The organism is Microbulbifer pacificus, from assembly GCF_033723955.1.
In the GTDB taxonomy this organism is placed as follows: domain Bacteria; phylum Pseudomonadota; class Gammaproteobacteria; order Pseudomonadales; family Cellvibrionaceae; genus Microbulbifer; species Microbulbifer pacificus.
This window is the reverse complement of record NZ_CP137555.1, coordinates 1,172,725-1,193,578: the sequence shown is the minus strand read 5'-3', so window position 1 is coordinate 1,193,578 and position 20,854 is coordinate 1,172,725. Positions and strand designations below refer to the sequence as shown.

General features: G+C 59.1%; 22 protein-coding genes and 2 tRNA genes. 20 read left to right on the top strand and 4 right to left on the bottom strand.

Annotated elements, in window-relative coordinates; translation table 11 throughout:
* Window positions 1-8: 8 nt before the first annotated feature.
* The 3 genes from R5R33_RS05430 to R5R33_RS05420 form a co-directional block, all read right to left on the bottom strand.
* Window positions 9-569 carry a lytic transglycosylase domain-containing protein gene (locus R5R33_RS05430; protein ID WP_318955027.1) on the bottom strand — a complete coding sequence of 187 codons (561 nt, stop codon included), beginning with the start codon at window positions 567-569 and terminating at the stop codon, window positions 9-11.
* Window positions 570-967: 398 nt separating this feature from the next.
* A complete protein-coding gene (locus tag R5R33_RS05425) occupies window positions 968-2,698 on the bottom strand; it encodes a proline--tRNA ligase (protein WP_318955026.1) in 1,731 nt (576 codons plus the stop codon).
* Window positions 2,699-2,816: 118 nt separating this feature from the next.
* A complete protein-coding gene (locus R5R33_RS05420; protein WP_318955025.1) occupies window positions 2,817-3,284 on the bottom strand; it encodes an HU family DNA-binding protein in 468 nt (155 codons plus the stop codon).
* 305 nt (window positions 3,285-3,589) lie between these two features.
* On the opposite strand from R5R33_RS05420, the gene R5R33_RS05415 reads away from it, so the two are divergent.
* The 18 genes from R5R33_RS05415 (at window position 3,590) to nadA (ending at window position 17,546) form a co-directional block, all read left to right on the top strand.
* Window positions 3,590-3,871 (top strand): FmdB family zinc ribbon protein, encoded by a 282-nt coding sequence (locus R5R33_RS05415; RefSeq protein ID WP_318955024.1) that lies wholly within the window; start codon window positions 3,590-3,592, stop codon window positions 3,869-3,871.
* Window positions 3,872-3,903: 32 nt separating this feature from the next.
* Window positions 3,904-5,682 (top strand): aspartate--tRNA ligase, encoded by a 1,779-nt coding sequence (aspS, locus tag R5R33_RS05410; RefSeq protein ID WP_318955023.1) that lies wholly within the window; start codon window positions 3,904-3,906, stop codon window positions 5,680-5,682.
* Between the two features lie 95 nt (window positions 5,683-5,777).
* The gene (locus tag R5R33_RS05405; RefSeq protein ID WP_318955022.1) at window positions 5,778-6,521 is read left to right on the top strand and encodes a YebC/PmpR family DNA-binding transcriptional regulator; all 744 of its coding nucleotides are present in this window, start codon (window positions 5,778-5,780) and stop codon (window positions 6,519-6,521) included.
* A gap of 150 nt (window positions 6,522-6,671) precedes the next feature.
* Window positions 6,672-7,202, top strand: coding sequence for a crossover junction endodeoxyribonuclease RuvC (gene ruvC, locus R5R33_RS05400; protein ID WP_318955021.1), 531 nt, complete (start codon window positions 6,672-6,674; stop codon window positions 7,200-7,202).
* 51 nt (window positions 7,203-7,253) lie between these two features.
* Window positions 7,254-7,865 carry a Holliday junction branch migration protein RuvA gene (gene ruvA, locus R5R33_RS05395; RefSeq protein WP_318955020.1) on the top strand — a complete coding sequence of 204 codons (612 nt, stop codon included), beginning with the start codon at window positions 7,254-7,256 and terminating at the stop codon, window positions 7,863-7,865.
* A 45-nt stretch (window positions 7,866-7,910) separates the two neighbouring features.
* Complete coding sequence (gene ruvB / locus R5R33_RS05390; protein ID WP_318955019.1) at window positions 7,911-8,930, top strand: Holliday junction branch migration DNA helicase RuvB; 1,020 nt, start codon at window positions 7,911-7,913, stop codon at window positions 8,928-8,930.
* Between the two features lie 133 nt (window positions 8,931-9,063).
* Window positions 9,064-9,468, top strand: a complete 405-nt coding sequence (gene ybgC, locus R5R33_RS05385) for a tol-pal system-associated acyl-CoA thioesterase (RefSeq protein ID WP_318955018.1) — start codon at window positions 9,064-9,066, stop codon at window positions 9,466-9,468.
* Window positions 9,469-9,472: 4 nt separating this feature from the next.
* Entirely contained in the window at window positions 9,473-10,165 is a 693-nt protein-coding gene (gene tolQ, locus R5R33_RS05380) for a protein TolQ (RefSeq protein WP_318955017.1), read from the top strand.
* Between the two features lie 35 nt (window positions 10,166-10,200).
* Window positions 10,201-10,632: a protein TolR gene (tolR, locus tag R5R33_RS05375; RefSeq protein ID WP_318955016.1), complete on the top strand. Its 432-nt coding sequence runs from the start codon at window positions 10,201-10,203 to the stop codon at window positions 10,630-10,632.
* Between the two features lie 16 nt (window positions 10,633-10,648).
* The gene (gene tolA / locus R5R33_RS05370) at window positions 10,649-11,443 is read left to right on the top strand and encodes a cell envelope integrity protein TolA (RefSeq protein WP_318955015.1); all 795 of its coding nucleotides are present in this window, start codon (window positions 10,649-10,651) and stop codon (window positions 11,441-11,443) included.
* 20 nt (window positions 11,444-11,463) lie between these two features.
* Window positions 11,464-12,738: a Tol-Pal system beta propeller repeat protein TolB gene (gene tolB / locus R5R33_RS05365; RefSeq protein WP_404810387.1), complete on the top strand. Its 1,275-nt coding sequence runs from the start codon at window positions 11,464-11,466 to the stop codon at window positions 12,736-12,738.
* A 136-nt stretch (window positions 12,739-12,874) separates the two neighbouring features.
* Window positions 12,875-13,348, top strand: coding sequence for an OmpA family protein (locus tag R5R33_RS05360; RefSeq protein ID WP_318955013.1), 474 nt, complete (start codon window positions 12,875-12,877; stop codon window positions 13,346-13,348).
* Window positions 13,349-13,405: 57 nt separating this feature from the next.
* Window positions 13,406-14,194 carry a tol-pal system protein YbgF gene (gene ybgF / locus R5R33_RS05355; RefSeq protein ID WP_318955012.1) on the top strand — a complete coding sequence of 263 codons (789 nt, stop codon included), beginning with the start codon at window positions 13,406-13,408 and terminating at the stop codon, window positions 14,192-14,194.
* 270 nt (window positions 14,195-14,464) lie between these two features.
* Window positions 14,465-15,154: a 7-carboxy-7-deazaguanine synthase QueE gene (queE, locus tag R5R33_RS05350; RefSeq protein ID WP_318955011.1), complete on the top strand. Its 690-nt coding sequence runs from the start codon at window positions 14,465-14,467 to the stop codon at window positions 15,152-15,154.
* Between the two features lie 58 nt (window positions 15,155-15,212).
* Window positions 15,213-15,887 (top strand): 7-cyano-7-deazaguanine synthase QueC, encoded by a 675-nt coding sequence (gene queC / locus R5R33_RS05345; protein WP_318955010.1) that lies wholly within the window; start codon window positions 15,213-15,215, stop codon window positions 15,885-15,887.
* Between the two features lie 131 nt (window positions 15,888-16,018).
* Window positions 16,019-16,094, top strand: a tRNA-Lys gene (locus R5R33_RS05340).
* Window positions 16,095-16,186: 92 nt separating this feature from the next.
* Window positions 16,187-16,262: transfer RNA gene (locus R5R33_RS05335), tRNA-Lys, on the top strand.
* 204 nt (window positions 16,263-16,466) lie between these two features.
* A complete protein-coding gene (gene nadA, locus R5R33_RS05330) occupies window positions 16,467-17,546 on the top strand; it encodes a quinolinate synthase NadA (protein ID WP_318955009.1) in 1,080 nt (359 codons plus the stop codon).
* Between the two features lie 75 nt (window positions 17,547-17,621).
* Here nadA and R5R33_RS05325 read toward each other — a convergent pair whose 3' ends face one another.
* Entirely contained in the window at window positions 17,622-19,145 is a 1,524-nt protein-coding gene (locus R5R33_RS05325) for a M48 family metalloprotease (protein ID WP_318955008.1), read from the bottom strand.
* A 164-nt stretch (window positions 19,146-19,309) separates the two neighbouring features.
* Here R5R33_RS05325 and R5R33_RS05320 point away from each other — a divergent pair, with 164 nt between their 5' ends.
* Together R5R33_RS05320 and R5R33_RS05315 are read left to right on the top strand one after the other, a co-directional pair.
* On the top strand, window positions 19,310-19,582 hold the full coding sequence (locus tag R5R33_RS05320) for a sulfurtransferase TusA family protein (protein WP_318955007.1): 273 nt from the start codon (window positions 19,310-19,312) through the stop codon (window positions 19,580-19,582).
* Between the two features lie 79 nt (window positions 19,583-19,661).
* The gene (locus R5R33_RS05315; RefSeq protein ID WP_318955006.1) at window positions 19,662-20,777 is read left to right on the top strand and encodes an AI-2E family transporter; all 1,116 of its coding nucleotides are present in this window, start codon (window positions 19,662-19,664) and stop codon (window positions 20,775-20,777) included.
* Window positions 20,778-20,854 lie beyond the last annotated feature (77 nt).

Here is a 20,854-nt window from a genome sequence, read left to right as displayed (position 1 = left end):
GCTGAAGGTTAACGCCAGCGCTCCGCCCAAGCGTCAAGCACCTTGCTGCTGTAAGTGTGCCGGCCATAGCTGCCGTTGTAATAGGCCAGCGCATTGGCCATGTTGCCCTTGGCTTTCTGAATATAGTGCTTGAGGATGGTGCAGCCGTAGCGGAGGTTGGTGTCCATGTTGATCAGATTGTCGTCCGGACGACCGATCTCGTTTTTCCAGAACGGCATCACCTGCATCATGCCCTGGGCGCCCACTCGGGAGACGGCGTAGGGGTCGAAGGCGCTCTCGATCTGGATTACGGCAAGGACAATTTCCGGTTGCAACCCGGCGCGGGTGGCCTCCCGATGGATGGCCTTGAGCACGTGCATGCGCTGCTGTGGATCTTTGATATAGCGCGCCAGCGGCTGGGACTTGGCCATCAACCACACTTCCGCATCGAAGCGGTCGACAAAGGAGTCGGCTTCGGTCACTGCAGTCTTCAGTGCTTCCAATACCTCCGGGTCCACCATCTTTACTTGGGCGGACACAGTAGTGCTGAACAGGCACAGCAGGAGTGTGGCGAGGGTTGTTCTTATCATGAGGTGGGATTTTACGGGAAGGTTTGGAATTTCGGTACTTCGCGAGGAAGCTGGCGGAGTGGCGGCCCTGCTACCGGGTACACCCTTGCGGGACACGCCGTGAACCCATCCATGGGGGCTCGGCTGCGGCCGTCCTGGCCGCAGACGGTCCCGCAAGGGTGCACCCGGTATCAGGCCCTTCGCATCGAGGTGCGTTACTTCGGACAAAGCGAAAAGAGCACTTTGCTGATCGCGAAGGCCAAGTGCTGGGGGGAGGGTTTCGAAAGCGTCGGCGACAGGGACGTCGCCGACGCAGCGTACAGGGATGTATTCACAGCGGTTTCGAAACCCTCCCCCCAGTGCTGGGCCGCCACCGGGCCAGTTAACGGAGTGCAGAGGGTTGCGAGAGTCGCTCTAGATTAGTGAGCGATTTTCGAGAGAAGAATTTCTACGATCTGATCCGCAGAAAACTCTGAATTCTCAGAATCGCGACGGCCCTTGTATTCGATCTTGCCGCTTTCCAGACCGCGGTCGCCGACCACGATGCGGTGCGGAATACCCATCAGCTCCGCATCCGCCAGCATGGCACCCAGGCGCGCCTTCGGTTCGTCCATCAGCAGCACATCGATACCTTTCGCGGTGAGCGCTTCGTAGATGTGCTCACATTTCTGGGTAACCGCTTCGCTCTTCTGCATATTGATCGGCACGATCGCCAGCTGGAACGGCGCGATGGCTTCCGGCCAGATGATGCCCGCATCGTCGTAGTTCTGTTCGATGGCCGCCGCCACAACCCGGGAAACCCCGATGCCGTAACAGCCCATCACCATCACCTGTTCTTTGCCGTTCTCATCCAGAACGGTGGCATTCATCGCCTTGCTGTACTTGTTGCCCAGCTGGAAAATGTGGCCAACCTCGATACCGCGCTTGATTTCAATCACGCCCTGGCCATCCGGGCTCACATCGCCGGCAACCACATTGCGCAGGTCTTCCACGCGGGCAATTGCCACGTCGCGCTCCCAGTTCACACCGGTCAGGTGGTAATCATCCTTGTTGGCACCGCATACGAAGTCCGCCAGATGCGCCGCGGCGCGATCCACGATCACATCGATTTTCATACCCACCGGGCCGAGTGAGCCGATTCCGCAACCGAGTTCCGCGGCAATGCGCGCTTCCGGGGCAAACTGCAGCGGGCTGGCAACGCCTGAAAGCTTCTCCGCTTTCAGTTCATTCAGGTCGTGATCACCGCGCAGCACCAGTGCCACCAGCGGAGCTTCCGCACCTTCTTCCTCGGTCTCGCCCAGTACGATCAGGGTTTTCACCGAAGAATTGGCAGCAATACCGTACGCCTCTTCCAGTGCGGCAATGGTTTTCTGGCCAGGGGTGTGCAGCTCCGCCATCTCTTTGGACGGGGCCGGACGCTCACCGGCGGGCGCCACGGCCTCCGCCAGTTCCACGTTTGCCGCGTAACGGCTCACGGTGGAAAACGCGATATCGTCCTCGCCACTCTGGGCCAGTACGTGGAATTCATGGGAGTGGGAACCGCCGATGGAACCGGTGTCAGCCAGTACCGGACGATAATCCAGGCCGATGCGATCGAAGATGCGGCAGTAGGCATCGTGCATTACATCGTAGGTTTCCTGCAGGGAGTCCGCGTTAAGGTGGAAGGAGTAGGCATCCTTCATGGTGAACTCGCGGGCGCGCATCACGCCGAAGCGCGGGCGAATCTCGTCGCGGAACTTGGTCTGGATCTGGTAGAAGTTCGCCGGCAGCTGCTTGTAACTGCTGACCTCAGTGCGGATCAGGTCGGTGATCACTTCCTCATGGGTCGGGCCCAGGCAGAAGGGGTTGTCGTGACGATCCTGGATGCGCAACAGCTCCGGTCCGTATTGCTGCCAGCGGCCGGATTCTTCCCACAGCTCCGCCGGCTGCACCACTGGCATCAGCACTTCCAGCGCGCCTGCGCGGTCCATTTCTTCGCGCACGATGCGCTCCACCTTGCGCAGCACGCGCAGACCGGTGGGCAGCCAGGTATACAGGCCAGAAGACAGGCGGCGGATCATTCCGGCGCGGAGCATCAACTGGTGGCTGATGACCACTGCGTCATTGGGGGTTTCTTTCTGGGTGGCGATCAGATAGCGGGAGGCGCGCATAGGGCTTTCTTTACTGTCGGTGAATTTGGGAAATTTAGAGGGCGACCATTTTACGCCGCGGGCATACAAACAGAAAACCCCGCAAAAGCGGGGTTTTCGTGGCGGAAAGCGGCGAGAATCAAGACTCGGCCATTTCCTTCAGCTTCTTCAGCGGACGGATTTTTACCTGAATGCTCGCAGGCTTGGCCTTGAACATGGTCTCTTCGCCAGTGAAGGGGTTGATGCCCTTTCGCGCTTTCTTGGCCGCCTTCTTCACGGTGGTGATTTTCAGCAGACCCGGCAGGGCGAATTCGCCCACCGCTTTCTTGGATACGTGGCTCTCGATCACATTGGTCAGCTCGTCCAGAACCGCCTGAACCTGCTTGCGGGACAGCTCGGTGGTCTCGGCAATGTGGTTCAGAATTTGGGTTTTGGTGAACTTTTCTTTGGCTGCAGCCATCTTCTTGGCCGGAGCGGCCTTGGTTGCTGGTTTCTTAGCTACTGCCTTCTTGGCTGGAGCCTTTTTAGCTGCAGTCTTGGCTACAGTTTTGGCTGCAGCTTTCTTGGCGGGGGCTTTCTTAGCTGCGGCGGTCTTGCGTGCGGCCATCGTTAGCTTCCTTCTATATCAGTGTTTTTCCAGTGAAAGTGGTTCGGGAGCTCCGGAAATCGGTCGGATTCTCCAGTACGACAGGGGGTTCCCAAGTACTGAACTGAGTATATCCAGTTTTTATCCGCGCGCATCGGGGAAAATTGGAAAAAAAGTGCATTTTTATAGGGTTTTGGCCGGAATTTAGCCTTTCGGTGCGGGTAGAGCTGGCTTTGTGGCCGCGCGATGCAGGTAACTTCTTCCCTTCGGGGGGCTCATGTATAATCTGCGCCCCTTTGAATGCCGTGAGATTTCGGGTAGAAACCATGCCTATCTACGAATACCAGTGCAAGGCCTGTGGCCATCAGTTGGAAGCCCTGCAGCGTATGAGCGATGCGCCGCTGACAGACTGCCCTGCCTGCAATCAGGCGGAACTGAGCAAGAAAATTTCCGCGGCCGGATTCCGGCTCAAAGGCGGTGGCTGGTACGAGACCGATTTCAAGACCGGCAGCAAGAAGAACCTGGCGGGGGACGCCGCCAAACCGAACAAGGACAAGCCGGCAGCCAGTGCGGGCACATCCACCTCCGGCACTGCCAAAGCAAGCTGATTCAACACTACTGACTAAGGGAATAAGACTCCATGCGCACCGATTATTGTGGCGCCCTGCGATCCGCCGATATTGACCGCGAAGTAACCCTGTGTGGCTGGGTAGACCGCCGCCGCGATCACGGTGGGGTGATCTTCATCGACCTGCGCGACCGCGATGGTATCGCTCAGGTGGTGTTTGATCCGGATACCGCCGAACACTTCAAAATGGCGGACCGCGTGCGCAGCGAGTACGTTCTCAAGGTTACCGGCCGTGTGCGCGCGCGCGCGCCGGAAGCGGTCAACCCGAATATGGTGACCGGTGAGATCGAGGTGTACGGTCTGCAGCTGGAAATCCTCAACTCTGCGGAAACCCCGCCTTTCCAGCTGGACGAGCACACCGCTGTCGGCGAGGACGTGCGCCTGAAATACCGCTACCTGGACCTGCGCCGCAATGAAATGCAGCGCAACCTGCGGTTCCGCTCCAAGATCACCAATGCCATCCGCAATTACCTGGATGGCGAGGGTTTCCTGGATATCGAAACCCCGATCCTGACCCGCGCCACACCCGAAGGTGCCCGTGACTACCTGGTGCCGAGCCGTACCCACGCTGGCAAATTCTTCGCGCTGCCGCAGTCCCCGCAACTGTTCAAGCAGCTGCTGATGGTGTCCGGCTACGACCGCTACTACCAGATCGCCAAGTGCTTCCGCGACGAAGACCTGCGTGCAGACCGCCAGCCGGAATTCACCCAGATCGATATCGAGACAAGTTTCCTCGATGAAAACGCCATCATGTCCATCACCGAGGGCATGATCCGCAAGCTGTTCAAAGAGCTGAAAGGTGTGGAGCTGGGCGAGTTCCCGCGCATGCCGTTCAGCGAAGCGATCGCCAAGTTTGGCTCCGACAAGCCGGACCTGCGCATTCCGCTGGAGCTGGTGGACATCAAGGACCTGATGACCGAGGTCGACTTCAAGGTGTTCTCCGCCCCGGCGAACGACCCCAAGGGCCGTGTCACCGCGCTGAAAGTGCCGGGCGGCAACGACAAGTTGACCCGCAAGCAGATCGACGACTACACCAAGTTCGTCAGTATTTACGGTGCCAAGGGCCTCGCCTATATCAAGGTCAACGACAAGTCCGACCTGGAAAACGGCCTGCAATCGCCGATCGTCAAATTCCTGCCCAACGAGGTGCGCGCAGCCATCCTCGACCGCCTGCATGCGGAGAACGGCGACCTGATCTTCTTCGGCGCCGACAAGGGCAAAATCGTGACCGAGGCGCTCGGCGCCCTGCGCTGCAAATTGGGCGAAGACCTGAACCTGTACGTCGCCGAGTGGGCGCCGCTGTGGGTGGTGGACTTCCCCATGTTCGAAGAGAACGACGATGGCAGCATTACCGCGTTGCACCACCCGTTCACCTCGCCGTCCTGTCCTGCGGACGAGCTGGAGAAGAACCCGCTGGAAGCGCTGTCCCGCGCCTACGATATGGTACTGAACGGCACCGAGCTGGGTGGTGGTTCTATCCGTATCCACAACCAGGAGATGCAGCAGATCGTATTCCGTGCACTGGGCATCAGTGCGGAAGAGCAGCGTGAGAAGTTCGGCTTCCTGCTGGATGCGCTGAAATACGGTGCGCCGCCCCACGGTGGTCTGGCCTTCGGTCTCGATCGCCTGGTGATGCTGATGACCAACAGCGATTCCATCCGCGACGTCATCGCTTTCCCGAAAACCCAGAGCGCGGCCTGTGTGATGACCGATGCACCGGGCGCAGTAGATGCCAAACAACTGCGCGAGCTGAGCATTCGCCTGCGCAGCAAAGAGGAGCAGGTGGGTTAAGCCCACCCGGCTTCTGGTCCAGGCTTCCGGCCGCCACCGGAAGCCTTTTTCATTTTTAAGCTATGGATTTCGGAGCCAAATCGGGGGAGTTGACGATGGCGGGACACAGTAAATGGGCCAATATCAAGCACCGCAAGGCCGCACAGGATGCCAAGCGGGGCAAGATTTTCACCAAGATCATTCGCGAGCTGACCGTCGCCGCCAAGGCCGGCGGAAACCCGGATGACAACCCCACCCTGCGTGCCACCATCGACAAGGCCCTGGGCGCGAACATGAAGCGCGACACCATCGACAAGGCGATTGCCCGCGGTGCCGGCGCCAATGACGGCGACAACTACGAATCCGTGACCTACGAAGGTTACGGCGTTGGCGGTGTCGCGGTGCTGGTGGAGTGCCTCACCGACAACCGCAACCGCACCGTCAGCGAGGTGCGCCACGCGTTCACCAAGCGCGGCGGCAACCTGGGAACCGATGGCTCCGTGGCCTATCTCTTTTCCCGCAAGGGCCAGATGTTCTACGAGTCCGGCGTGGATGAGGATGCACTGATGGAAGCCGCGCTGGAGGCCGGTGCCGAGGATATCGTTACCAGCGACGACGGCAGTATCGAAGTGACCACCGAGTTTACCGATTACATGTCGGTAAAAGAGGCGCTTTCCGCAGCGGGATTTGCCCCAGGCGGCGCGGAGATCGCAATGATCCCGTCTACCACCGTAGCCCTCGACAAGGAGGGCGCAGAGAAGGTGATGGCACTGGTGGACATGCTGGAAGATCTGGACGATGTGCAGAACGTCTATACCAATGCAGATATCCCGGAAGAGGTAATGGCGGAGCTGGACTGAGTCCTCGGCTTCGTCTTTCGTTAAAAGTGCCCCGCATGTCGGGGCATTTTTGTATCTCGACATCGAGACTCCCCATTCGCCTTGACGCCCCGCGATCACCTTGGGACACTTCCCGCCAGAATTGTATAAATGTACAGGGGGCTGGCAGCCGTGACCCGAATCCTGGGGATAGATCCCGGCTCGCGCAAGACCGGCTACGGCCTGATCGATGTGGAGCGCTCGAACGCACGCTATGTGGCCAGTGGTGTAATCCGCATACCGGATGCCCCGCTGCCGGAGCGCCTCAAGCTCATTTTCGATGCGGTCAGTCAGATCGCCCAGCAGTATCAACCGCAGCAGATGGCCATCGAAAACGTATTCATGTCCAAGAGTGCTGGCTCGGCTCTGAAGCTGGGGCAGGCGCGAGGGGCGGCCATCGTCGCCGCCACCAATGCGGATCTGCCAGTGTCGGAGTACGAGGCACGCAAGGTGAAGCAGGCTGTGGTGGGCAACGGTGCGGCGGACAAGCTGCAGGTGCAGCACATGGTGAAAACCCTGCTGAAACTGCCGGCGTCACCACAGGAAGACGCCGCGGATGCGCTTGCAGTGGCGCTTTGCCACATGCACACCATGCAGACGCTGATTCAGGCCTCCACAGGCTCGCGCGCCAGATTCCGGCGCGGGCGGTTGAGTGTTACCTGACTGGTCTGAAAGACGCCTATCCCGGAACCTTGAATAAAATCTGGAACAACAATGATCGGAAGACTCACCGGTAAACTGGCTGCGGTTCAGCCACCGCAACTTTTGCTAGACGTCCAGGGCGTTGGCTACGAAGTGCTCGCCCCCATGACCACCATCTTTGAACTGCCTCAGTTGGGCGGCAATGTACAGCTGCACACCCACCTGGCGGTATCGGAAACCTCCCAGCAGCTATTCGGTTTTATCCGCGAATCCGATCGCCAGCTGTTTCGTATCCTGATCAAGGTCAACGGTGTCGGTCCGAAAATGGCGCTGGCGATTCTCTCCGGTCTCGACGGCGCCGCGCTGGCACGCTGCGTGGCCGACGACAATGTCGGTGCGCTGGTGAAAGTGCCCGGTGTGGGTAAAAAGACAGCCGAACGCCTGATCATCGAACTGCGCGGCAAGCTCACCCCGCAGGCCGGCGACCTTGGGGACATCCCGCTGTTGGCGGTGAATGCCGAACCCAAAATGGACCACGCTGGCGAAGCCGAAAGTGCTCTGGTCGCCCTGGGCTACAAACCCACCGACGCCAGCAAAATGGTCGCCCGTGCGGCCAAGGATCAGCCCGACGCCGACAGTGCCACCCTGATCCGACACGCCCTTAAGAGCATGGCTCCGGCCTGATTATCTGAGCCTGAATTTTTGAGCCTGAATTTTTGAGAATGCCCCGTGATTGAAGCCGATCGACTCATCGCCCCTGAACCCATCGGCCCCTCCGGCCAGGAAGAGCAGTACGACCGCGCCGTGCGCCCCAAATCCCTGTCCGATTACGTCGGCCAGCCGGTGGTGCGCGAGCAGATGGAAATTTTTATCCAGGCGGCAAAGTTGCGTAACGAAGCGCTGGACCACACTCTGGTATTCGGGCCGCCCGGTCTCGGTAAGACCACGTTGGCCAACATCATCGCCGCCGAAATGGGGGTGGCGATCAAGACCACATCCGGTCCGGTACTGGAAAAAGCCGGCGATCTCGCGGCCATCATGACCAACCTGGAACCCGGTGATGTGCTGTTTATCGACGAGATCCACCGCCTGAGCCCCCATGTGGAGGAGGTGCTGTATCCGGCGATGGAGGACTACCAGCTCGATATCATGATCGGTGAAGGGCCGGCTGCACGTTCGATCAAACTCGACCTGCCGCCGTTTACCCTGGTGGGCGCGACTACGCGTGCGGGCCTGCTCACCTCGCCGCTGCGGGATCGCTTTGGCATTGTGCAGCGACTCGAGTTCTACAATATCGACGACCTCACCAGCATCGTTGCCCGGTCTGCCCGCCTGATGGGCGTGGAGATGGATGAGGGCGGGGCCCGCGAAGTGGCTTGCCGTGCTCGCGGTACCCCGCGTATCGCCAACCGCCTGTTGCGTCGGGTGCGCGACTATGCGGAAGTGAAAGGCAACGGTCATGTGTGTGCTGAAACTGCCGATCGCGCGCTCAATATGCTCAATGTGGACGCGCGCGGTTTCGATCAGCTCGATCGCCGCATGCTGCTCACCATGATCGAGAAGTTTGATGGCGGCCCGGTGGGAGTAGATAGTCTCGCTGCTGCCATCAGCGAAGAGCGCGATACCATCGAAGATGTGCTCGAACCCTATCTGATCCAGCAGGGCTATATCACCCGCACCCCCCGCGGGCGGGTAGTGACCGCGCTGGCGTATGAACATTTCGGTATTCCCAAGCCTGACCGGGCCTGACGAACCGGTCGTCATCCTGTAGCATGGTGTCCATCGTTGGTCGCCGCCGGCACTTCTAATGAGTTTACGGCGGCTCCAAAACCGCAGAAGACAAGAAAAACCGAGTTCGCGGTCGGCGATTTAAGGACAATTTGTGTCAGAACCCTTTCAAATTCCCATTCGTGTCTACATCGAAGATACCGATGCTGGCGGCATCGTGTATTACGTAAATTATCTAAAGTATATGGAGCGCGCCCGCACAGAATTGGTCCGCGCTCTCGGCTATGATAAGCCCGCAATGCCACAGCAGGGCCTGTTACTGGTCGTCCATTCAGCGCAGGTTCAGTATAAAAAGTCTGCAATATTAGACGACCAATTGCAGGCCAGTGCCGCCATCGGCAAGCTGGGGCGTGCCGCCGTTACCTTTGAACAGAAAATCTGGCGCGGCGATGAAATTATTTGCGAGGGTGTGGTCAAAGTGGCCTGCGTCGACGACGCCAGCCGCAAACCGTGCGCTCTACCCGAATCCATCTATCAAGCATTGAAGGCAGTGAGTTAACAACATGAATGCCGGTGAACAACTTTCTCTGTGGGGGCTGATTTCCAGCGCCAGTCTGCTGGTACAGCTGGTAATGCTGATGCTGCTCATGGCCTCAGTCGTCTCCTGGGTGATGATCATCCAGCGCGGTACCTACCTGTCCCGCGCGCGCAAGGCCATGATCAATTTTGAGCGCCGGTTCTGGTCCGGTTCGGACCTGAACCAGCTGTTTCGCGATGGCAATGCCGCGGCGGAAAAGGGCAAGATCGACGGTGTCGAATCCCTGTTTCGCGCGGGTTTCACCGAATTCACCCGTCTGCGCCAGCAGGGCAAGAGCAGCCCGGCGGCGGTAATGGAAGGTACCGAGCGCGCGATGCGCGTGGCCATGTCCCGGGAGCAGGAGAAGGTGGAAATGAACCTGCCGTTCCTTGCCACCGTGGGTTCCGTCAGTCCCTACATCGGTCTGTTCGGCACCGTGTGGGGCATCATGAACTCCTTCCGCGGACTTGCCACCATGCACCAGGCGACCATCGCCACCGTAGCGCCGGGTATCTCCGAGGCACTGGTGGCTACCGCGATGGGGCTGTTTGCCGCCATTCCTGCGGTGATGGCCTACAACCGCTACTCCGCCAAGGCAGAGTGGCTGCTGTCCAGCTATGAGACCTTCGCGGAGGAGTTCTCCTCCATCCTGCACCGCAAAGTGCACGCCGCCAGCTAAGGCGCCATCAGCGAAGCTGTGCCAAGAGTCGAACCATGAGCAATTTTCGCAAAGCCCCCAAGCGCAAGCTGGTCTCCGAGATCAACGTAGTGCCCTACATCGACGTGATGTTGGTGCTGCTGATCGTCTTCATGGTGACCGCGCCGCTGCTGATGCAGGGGGTCAAGGTCGATCTGCCGGACGCTCCGTCCGCGCCGATCGAGGATACCGATGACGAGCCGCTGATCGTTTCCGTGCGTGCGGATGGCACCTATTACCTCAACCTGGGTGAGGATGAAAAGGTCGCCAAACCACTGCCGGAGATCAAGGAAACCGTGGCCAAGGTACTGCGCCAGAAGCCGAAAACTCCGGTGCTGGTGTGGGGGGATACCGACGCGAAGTACGGCCTGATCGTGGGTGTAATGACACACCTGCAGCAGGCGGGTGCGCCGAGCGTGGGTCTCGTCACCGAACCGCCTTCAGAATGATCCGGGGCGTTCCAGTATGAATGGCTCGTACGGCCCGGCTATCGTTATAAGTGTTGCCCTGCACGCGCTGTTGATCGCGGTGCTGACTTTTGGGTGGGTGGGGGAGCACAAGAAAGAGCTCAAGCCCATGCCTAAATTCGTGCAGGCGAAACTGGTAACGCTCGAATCCAAGTCCAATAAGCCAAAGGCGCCGCCGAAGGTGGATTTGATCAAGCAACGCCAGCAACAGCAGGAGCGGGAGCGCCAGCAGAAGGGGGCGGAAGACCAGAAACGCAAGGCTGCTGCTGAACGCAAGAAAAAGGAAGAGGCGGACAAAAAGCGCAAGGCTGACGAGGCGCGCAAGAAACAAGAAGCGGCAGACAAGGCCCGCAAGGAAAAGGAGCGCAAGGAAAAGGAGCGCAAGGAAAAAGAGCGCAAGGAAAAACTGGAACAGGAGCGCAAGAGCGCTTTTGAGGAGGCCCTCGAGGATGAAGAGGAAATCCAGGATGCCAGCGACGACGCTACTGCGGTCATGTCGGTGGCCCAGGCTATCCAGCAGCGTATCCAGGCTGTGTGGAGCCGTCCGCCCAGTGCCCGCAACGGCATGGTGGTGGAAGTTCAGATCAATTTCGTGCCAACCGGCCGGGTGGTGGCGGCGACCATTACCCAGGGCAGTGGCAATGCTGCGGTGGACAGATCGGTGTTGACCGCAATCAAGAAGGTGGAAGTATTCCCGGAAGTGGCCGATGTGGCCCGCGAGGAACCGTCGCTGTTTGAGCGGCAGATCCGAACTACCAAACTCATTTTCAGACCCGAAGACCTGCGCCAATGATGAAAAAGAACGTTTCACTGATGTTAGCGACACTGGTCAGCTGTGTGCTGGCACTGTCCGCCCGGGCACAGCTGGTGGTGGAAATTACCAGCGGCAACCAGGATCCAACCCCGATAGCGGTATCCCCGTTTGACTGGTCCGGAACCGGTGTGCTGGCGGAAGATGTGTCCGAGATCATCTCCGCCGACCTGCGCCGCAGCGGCCTGTTCGCACCAGTACCCAGGGAGGACATGCTGTCCTTCCCGAAAACGCCGGAAGAGGTCAGCTTCCGCGACTGGCGTGTGCTGGGTACCGAGTATGTGGTAACCGGGCGTATGCAACCCCAGGCGGGTGGTTACCTGTTGAGTTTTGATCTGGTGAACATCTTCGGCCAGAGCAAGATGTTTACCAAGCAGGTTACCGGTGGGCCGCAGCAGCTGCGGGATATCGCCCACCGCGCCGCGGATGAAATCTACGAGGCCATTACCGGTATTCGTGGGGCCTTCGGTACCCAGATGATCTATGTGCAGGAAACCCAGCGCGGTGGACAGCCCAGCTATGCACTGATGTTGTCAGACATTGACGGCGCGCGCGCGCGCCAGATCCGCCGCTTCAGCGCGCCGGTAATGTCACCGAGCTGGTCGCCCAACGGGCAGGAAGTGGCTTACGTGTCATTCGAGACCGGGCGCCCGGCGATCTTCCGTGAGAATTTGCGCACCGGTGCGCGTCAGCAGCTGACCAACTTCAAGGGGCTGAACAGCTCCCCGACCTGGTCGCCCGACGGGACCAAGCTGGCCATGGTGCTGTCAAAAGATGGCAACCCGGAGATCTATGTGCTCGATTTGCGCAGTGGTCAGTTCACCCGGATGACCCGTCACTTCTCCATTGATACCGAACCGAACTGGATGCCGGACGGAAAGTCGCTGGTTTTCACTTCCGACAGGGGAGGTAAGCCACAAATTTATCAATTGACTCTTGCCACGGGTCAAGTAGACCGCTTAACCTTCGACGGCGATTACAACGCACGTCCGCGGGTCTCTCCCGATGGCAAAACGCTGGTTATGGTGCATCGTAGCAGCGGGGTTTTCACCATCGCTACGATGGATATCGTTTCCGGCAGAATGCGTGTCCTCACGGAGACGCGCCTGGACGAATCCCCAAGTATTGCGCCCAACGGCGCGATGCTGATGTACGCCACCAAGCGGGGGAGCAAGGGTATTCTGGCAGCGGTGTCGCTGGATGCCGGAGTCAAATACAGTCTGCCTTCGCAACAGGGAAATGTCCGCGAACCGGCGTGGTCGCCTTACTTTGATTGATGCAGTACCCACAGTGAGCCTTATGTTCTTGCTGTGGGTGTGAAGTCAAACAAATAAGAAGTAGGTAAAGCCCGGTAAAGTTACCGGGTGGTAAATCTGACAAGATTTTTCGATAACACTTAAAGCGGAGTTGTTTATGTTCAAATCAGTAAAAACCGGCCTGGGTCTGGCTTGCGTACTGGCTGTAATGGCCGGTTGTTCCAGCACCGATACCCAAGACTCTGGCAACGCCATGGTCGACCAAACCCCTCCTCCCGTTGTTGAGGATACTACTACTCAGGCTCCGGTTGCTCTGGACAATGTCGTTTACTTCGACTTCGACCAGTCCCTGCTGAAGCCTTCCACTCGCGAGCTGCTGATCAAGCACGCTGACCGTATGCGCGGCGCCACCGGCACCGTACGTCTGGAAGGCCACGCTGATGAGCTGGGTACCCGTGAGTACAACCTGGCCCTGGGTGAGCGTCGTGCCAACGCCGTTCGCGACTTCCTGGTACTGCAAGGCGTAAACGCCGCTAACCTGGAAGTGATCAGCTACGGTGAAGAGCGTCCGGCTCAGGAAGGCTCCAGCGAAAGCGCCCGCGCTATGAACCGTCGTGTGGTTATCAACTAATCTGAAAGCATGCACTTGTCTTTTCTGATTAGAAATATCGCGGTTACCGCAGCCTTTATGGCTGCGGTATCGACCTCGTATGCGCAGGCTCCGGTGGTGGATCTGTCCAGCGGCAGTACCACAAACCGGGGCATTGCAACTCCGCCGCCCTCGAGCTATCCCCAGCTAGCCAGCCGTGTGGATAGCTCATCCGGCCGCCTGCAGGCAAACCCGCAGGCGGACGCCTACTACCAGATGCAGATTCTGCAGCAGGAAGTTCAGGAATTGAGAGGCGCTGTGGAGGAGTTGAGGCATGAAGTCAAGCGGCTGCGCCAACAGCGCACCGAGGACTACATGGATCTCGACCGCAGGATTTCCAAACTGAGCGGCACTGCCCCCGCGACCGGTGCTCCCGAGTCCGGAGTTACCGACGCCGAAGGTGCTGGTGTGGGCGTTCAGCCCCAAACACCGGCAAACGGTGGCGCCGCGGCAGCCAGCGAAAACGAGAAGGATCGCTACCAGGCGAGCTTTGACCTTGCACGCAACGGCGATTACGCTGGTGCCAGCAAGGCATTCAAGAGCCTCCTGGAGGATTTCCCGAACGGCCAATATGCACCCAACGCCAGCTACTGGCTGGGTGAGATAGCGCTGGTGCAGGGCAATGTGGAAGAGGCGCGCACCTGGTTCGTGTCGTTGCTTGATAACTACCCCAATTCCAACAAGGTCTGGGACGGGCGTTATAAGTTAGGCACGGTTTACCACCAGTTGGGCGATAACGCTAAGGCCAAGGAATTGCTGCAGCAGGTGGCATCCAGCGGCGAACGCGCCTCAGGACTTGCAAAACAGTACCTGAAGGAAAATTTTTAACGAGTACCGAGCAACTCTCTTCGTCCTGAGCAACCATCGGCCCATAACGATGGTGAGCGTGAGGGGAAGGTTTGGCGCTGGCGGTGTCAGGAATGGTACCGCCGGGAGCCGGCAGTCGGTGCTGGTTTTGTGATCAAAAAGAATCTATGATCCCGCGCCCGGGTGGTTAGCTCCACCCGGGCGTTTTTATATGTGCCGTGTGCTGCTTTAATTCTGGAGTGGCTGCGGGACTGAGTGCGAGATATTCACAGCGCGGGATACGGATTGCGAATGACCACCGAGGCAAAGACAGATCTGACTGAAGTTGACCTGACTGCGGAGTCTCTCCGTATCAGCGAGCTTTTTTACTCTCTGCAGGGCGAAGCGCGGGACTCCGGCTTGCCCACCGTATTTGTGCGTCTCACCGGTTGCCCGCTGCGCTGTACCTACTGCGACTCAGAGTACGCTTTTTATGGCGGCGAGCGCATGACGCTGGCCGATATCTTGCAAAAGGTGCAAAGCTATCCCGCCCGCCATGTCTGTGTCACCGGTGGCGAACCACTGGCTCAGCCCAATTGCCTGCCGCTGCTGACCGCACTGTGTGATGCGGGATATCGGGTGTCACTGGAAACCAGCGGCGCCATGCCAGTGGATGCAGTGGATCCACGCGTGTCCAAGGTGGTGGATCTCAAAACTCCCGCGTCTGGTGAACAGTCGCGCAACCGTCTCGAGAACATTCCGCTGCTGGGGCCCGAAGACCAGGTCAAGTTTGTGATCTGCGATCGCGGCGACTACGACTGGGCCAGGTTTACCCTGGATCAGTATCGCCTGTCCGAGCGGGTGGGAGAGGTGCTGTTTTCGCCCAGCTACGAGCAGTTGAACCCGCGCCAGTTGGCGGAGTGGATCCTGGAGGACGGTCTGCCGGTGCGGATGCAGATCCAGCTGCACAAATTACTGTGGGGCGATGTCCCCGGCGTGTGATGCCGAGAGCGTTACCGATTCGCGCCGGAAAAATGCCCACAAGAATTCGGATGGAACTATGAGTAAGAAGAAAGCGGTCGTTCTCCTGTCTGGCGGTCTCGATTCCGCCACGGTTCTGGCCATGGCCAGTCACGACGGCTATGAATGCTACGCCCTCGGCTTTGATTACGGTCAGCGCCACAGTGCGGAGCTGACGGCCGCGCAGCGGGTGGCGGCGGACCTCGGGGCCGAGGAGCACAAGGTGGTGAAGCTGGACTTGCGGGTCATTGGCGGCTCCGCGCTCACCGATGACAGCATTGCGGTACCCGAAGAAGAAACCAGCGGTATCCCTATTACCTATGTACCGGCGCGCAATACCGTGTTTCTGTCCATTGCTCTGGGATGGGCTGAAGTACTGGGGGCACAGGATATTTTTGTGGGCGTGAATGCGGTTGACTATTCTGGTTACCCGGACTGCCGCCCGGAGTACATTGATGCCTTTGAAAAGATGGCCAATCTGGCGACCCGCGCGGGGGTGGAAGGCAGGAAACTGACGATTCACGCACCGCTGATGAAAATGAGCAAGGCGGATATCGTAAAGCGCGGTACGGAACTCGGTGTGGACTACAGTCTTACTGTCAGCTGTTATCAGGCGCAGCCCAACGGCGCCGCCTGTGGGCGTTGCGATAGTTGTCGTCTGCGCGCAGCGGGCTTTGCGGAAGCCGGCTTGAGTGATCCGACGATTTACGCGTGATGAGGGCTTTGGGACCGTGCGGAATCCCACACCTAAGCCCTTAAAATCGTTAGAAATTTTTTTGTAATCGGGGCTTGTGTTTTCGATTTAGATCCGTAAGATACGCAGCTCCTCAAGGCGAGGGGGATTAAGGGTCGTTAGCTCAGTTGGTAGAGCAGTTGGCTTTTAACCAATTGGTCGCTGGTTCGAATCCAGCACGACCCACCATTTCTCCCCGCCAAATAGCGAATTCGCTCTCTACCAGGCAGTTCGTTATCTGTTTCGGTCAGGTAATCCAATCGGATATCGGGCTGCACAAAGGGTCGTTAGCTCAGTTGGTAGAGCAGTTGGCTTTTAACCAATTGGTCGCTGGTTCGAATCCAGCACGACCCACCATTTCTTCTCTATTCCCCAAATTCGAAATTGAATTCCTGCAAAATTCTGCGGGTAATCCAGCGCTTGTCTGCGTCGTTCTCTTACTTCTTTCACTCTAGAATTTCTGCTGAAGAAGCAAACACCGGGGTGCGGGTCTAAATTCAGCGAAATTTCTGCATACCGGTATAATGCCGGCCTTTCCGTGTGACAGAGATCCATCACAGCATGACAGACAGCAGCGAAAAAATTGCCACCAGCAGTCCCGCGCCAAATGCCATTGATGCCCGCGAATTTGTACAGGAGCACCTGATACACCCCGGCATGCATGAGTACAGCCCGGAAGAGCTGGAACAGTGGCGCGAGCGTATCAAGCGCCTGTTGAAAGAGCAGAACGCGGTGCTGGTTGCACATTACTACACCGATCCGCTGATTCAGCAGCTGGCGGAAGAGACCGGCGGCTGTGTGTCTGACTCGCTAGAAATGGCGCGTTTCGGTGCCCAGCACCAGGCGGATACCCTGATTGTCGCCGGGGTAAAGTTCATGGGTGAGACCGCCAAGATCCTGACGCCGCACAAGCGGGTGCTGATGCCGACGCTGGAAGCCACCTGTTCGCTGGATCTCGGTTGCCCGATCGATGAGTTTTCCGCGTTCTGCGACCAGCATCCCGACCGCACCGTCGTGGTTTATGCCAATACTTCGGCCGCGGTTAAGGCGCGCGCAGACTGGGTGGTAACCTCCAGCATTGCGCTGGATGTGGTGGACTACCTGGATTCCCAGGGGGAAAAAATCCTGTGGGCACCGGACAAGCACCTGGGCAGTTATGTACAGAAGCAGACCGGTGCCGACGTGTTGTTGTGGGACGGCGCCTGTATCGTGCACGAGGAGTTCAAGGCGAAGGGCGTTGCCGATCTGAAGGCGCTGTATCCCGATGCGCTGGTACTGGTACACCCGGAGTCACCCGCGGCGGTCGTGGAGCTGGCCGATGTGGTGGGCTCCACTTCCCAGATCATCAATGCCGCCAAAACCCGCCCCAACAAGCAGTTTATCGTCGCCACTGACCAGGGCATTTTCTACAAGATGCAGCAGCAGTGTCCGGACAAGGAACTGATCATTGCGCCCACCGCTGGTTCCGGTGCTACCTGCCGCAGCTGTGCCAATTGCCCGTGGATGGCGATGAACTCGCTGGAAAATCTGTGCGGGGTACTGGAGCGCGGCGACAATGAAATTATTGTCGACCCGGAACTGGGCAAGCGCGCGATGATGCCGTTGCAGCGGATGCTGGATTTCCGTAAACCGTTGGACTGAGCAGTTCCCGGTTACAAAAAGAGCGGCAATTGCCGCTCTTTTTTTTGCTTGTGACTAGTGGGAATCAGCTCTCCGTCAAAGTTCCTTGGCCTTTTCCTGCATCTTGATCACATCTTTCATGCGCTGTTCCAGGATCGCGTGGGTCTGGTAGTCGTTTTTCGCCAGGCGTACACCGTGACGCAGATGTTGCAGCGCCTTGTCGAATACGCCGTTCAGGATGTAATACTCGGCGCGGGCCTCGTGGACGCCGACGATATCACCGGCGAGGCCGTGGGTTTCTGCCAGCAGGTACCACACGGCAGGATCCTTGCGGCGCACCCGACTGTGCTTGGAGAGGATACGCTCGGCCGCCAAATAGTTGCCCGCTTTAAAGTGGGCGTTGGCCAGTCCCATGATCAGCGCGTGATTTTTCGGGTTGCTCTCCACTGCTTTTTCCAGGCGCCGGGTGGCGCTGGTGTAATCGTGGCGGGCCAGGTCGATATCGGCGCGGGCGAGGATAAAGGCGTCCTTGTCCGGATCCTTGTCCAGCAGCGGCTGCAGGCTGTCCAGCGCTTCATCGGCTTTGCCGGCGGCGGTTTGGGCCAGTACCAGGCCGTAGCGCGCGGCGTCTTCGTTGTCGTTAACCCCGAGCAGTTCCGCCTGGAAGCGCTTCACCGCCTGTTGCGGTGTGGCCTCGGCGGCAACGCGAATACGGGCGCGCATCAGGTGGTACTCACGGCTGTCCCGCAGCGGGACCTTATCCATGCGGTTGGCACGCAGCTTGGCATCGGCAATCCGCTTTTCGGTCACCGGGTGTGTGAGCAGGAATTCCGGCGGGCGGCGGTAGTAGCGGGTGGCCTTGAGCATCTGCTCGAACATTTCACCGGCGGCCTGGGGATCCATGCCGGCCTTGGCCAGGGTCTCGATGCCCACGCGGTCTGCTTCTTGCTCGTTCTGGCGGGAGAAGCGTAGCTGGTTGTCGAGGGCGGCGGCCTGGGTGGCGGTCATTGCGGCAATGCCGGCGTCACCGCCGGCGGTGGCGGCGAGCACCAGTGCACCGAGCATCCCGGCCAGAGTGGGCAGGGTGCTGTTGCGCTGGGCCTCCAGCGAGCGTGCGTAGTGGCGCTGGCTCAAGTGCGCGAGTTCGTGGGTAAGCACGGAGGCGAACTGGTCTTCATTTTCGGCAAACAGGAACAGACCAGTGTGTACCCCCACCACGCCACCGGGCACCGCAAACGCGTTCATGGTGTCGTTTTTGACCACCACCACGTCCAGGGCCTTATCTTCCAGCGGGCTGTATTCGGCGAGGACTTTGAGGGAGTTTTCGACGTACTGCTGCAGCAGGGCGTCGCTGGAAGTGCGCACCTGGCTGCGGAACATGCGCAGCCACATCTCGCCCAGTTCATTCTCCCGCGCGCGGGAGACCAGGCCGCTACTGGTGTCGCCAAGCTGTGGCAGCTGAATCTGGTGGTCATCCTGCGCGATGGCGGCAATGGGGGCGGCTCCAAGCAGCAGGCCGGCGGCAATGCCGGCCGCGCCCTGGCGCAGGCTCTGCCAGCGCCGATTCGGGCGCTGATTGCACCCTGAAGCTCGCCTGAAAGTAGTGGAATGCTCGGTCATATCGTTTACTGCGTCTGCCGGGTTGCCTGTGGCTAACACTATACGTAACCCTGTGGGACTGTCGAGGTTTTGAACAGTACCCGGGTCAAAGGTTCTGTTACATGACCCTTTGACCTGTGCTCGCCGTTATAATTCGCGCATTTACGGATCTTTACCGCTAATCCATGACCGAAATAGCCACGCAAGCCACTTTAGCCCCGGATTCTGCATGGGAGTTTGCTTTAAAGGTAGATGCCCGGGGGTTGCCGTGCCCGCAGCCGCTGCTGGCCATGCGCCGCGCGCTGAAATCGCTGGCGCCGGGTTCGCTGTTACATCTGGTGGCCACGGACCCCGCGTCCAGCGAGGATATTCGCAGCTTTTGCCGCCTGAGTGGTGTACCTTTGCTGCGTGCCGAGTGCCGGGATGACGAGTTTCATTACTGGCTAGCCGCTATCTGAGGCGTTCGTGTGCCGATGGGGAATCCGCCACGCCGCCGCCCGTTAAATTTCACACATCACTGTCAGGTAACTTCGTTCTATGTTTGCGATTGTCAGGGGTTGGGTAAATCGCTATTTCAGCCAGGAAGAGGTGGTGCTGCTGGTACTGCTATTGCTGGTAGCCATGGTTGTGCTGGCGACCCTGGGGGGCGTGCTGGCACCGGTGCTGGCGGCACTGGTCATTGCTTTTTTGCTGCAGGGGATGGTGCAGCGGCTGGAGTCCTGGAAGGTGCCCCACTGGCTGGCCGTCTCGATTGCCTGTCTGGTGCTGGTAGGCGCTATCGCTGGCCTGATGTTCGTGGTCATGCCCATCATCTGGCGCCAGACGGTGCGGCTGTTCGCTGAGTTGCCAAACATGATCGACCGGGGGCAGGAGCTGCTGTTGCTGTTACCGGAGCAGTATCCGCGTCTGGTTACCGCCCAGCAGATCGACGAAATCTTTAATACCGTTGGCAGCGAGCTTGGCAATTTTGGCCAGACGGTGCTGACTTTTTCCCTTACCAATATTCCGGTGCTTGCCGCGGTTCTCATCTATCTGGTGGTGGTGCCAATCCTGGTGTTTTTCTTTCTGAAAGACTCCAGCAAACTGCTGGGCTGGTGCGCCGCCTTCCTGCCACACCAGCGCCCCATGTTGCGCCAGATCTGGCACGAGATGAACGACCAGGTGGCCAACTATGTGCGCGGCAAGGTGATCGAGATCGCCATCGTGGCGGTGGTCAGCTATATCGCCTTCCTGCTGCTGGGTGTCAATTACGCGCTGTTGCTGGCAGTGGCGGTGGGGTTGTCGGTGCTCATTCCCTACATTGGTGCGGCGGTGGTCACCATCCCGGTGGCGGCCATCGGGCTGTTCCAATGGGGTTGGAGCAGCGAGTTTTTCTGGCTGATGTTTGCCTACGGCATCATCCAGCTGCTGGACGGCAACGTCCTGGTGCCTATCCTGTTTTCTGAGGCAGTTAACCTGCACCCGGTAGCGATCATTCTGGCGGTGCTGGTATTCGGCGGTATCTGGGGTTTCTGGGGCGTGTTTTTCGCCATCCCGCTGGCGACCCTGGCGAAGGCGATCATGAACGCCTGGCCCACGGCGGATCACCAGGCGGCGTGGCAGGCGCGCGAACTGCTGGCTACCGCTGACGACTCCGACATCGCCGTCAAATAACGCACTGGCCCCGGCGGTTGTGGAATTCTCCCGCCCGGGGCACTAATATCCCGCGCTTCATTTCAGGCCCCACCGCC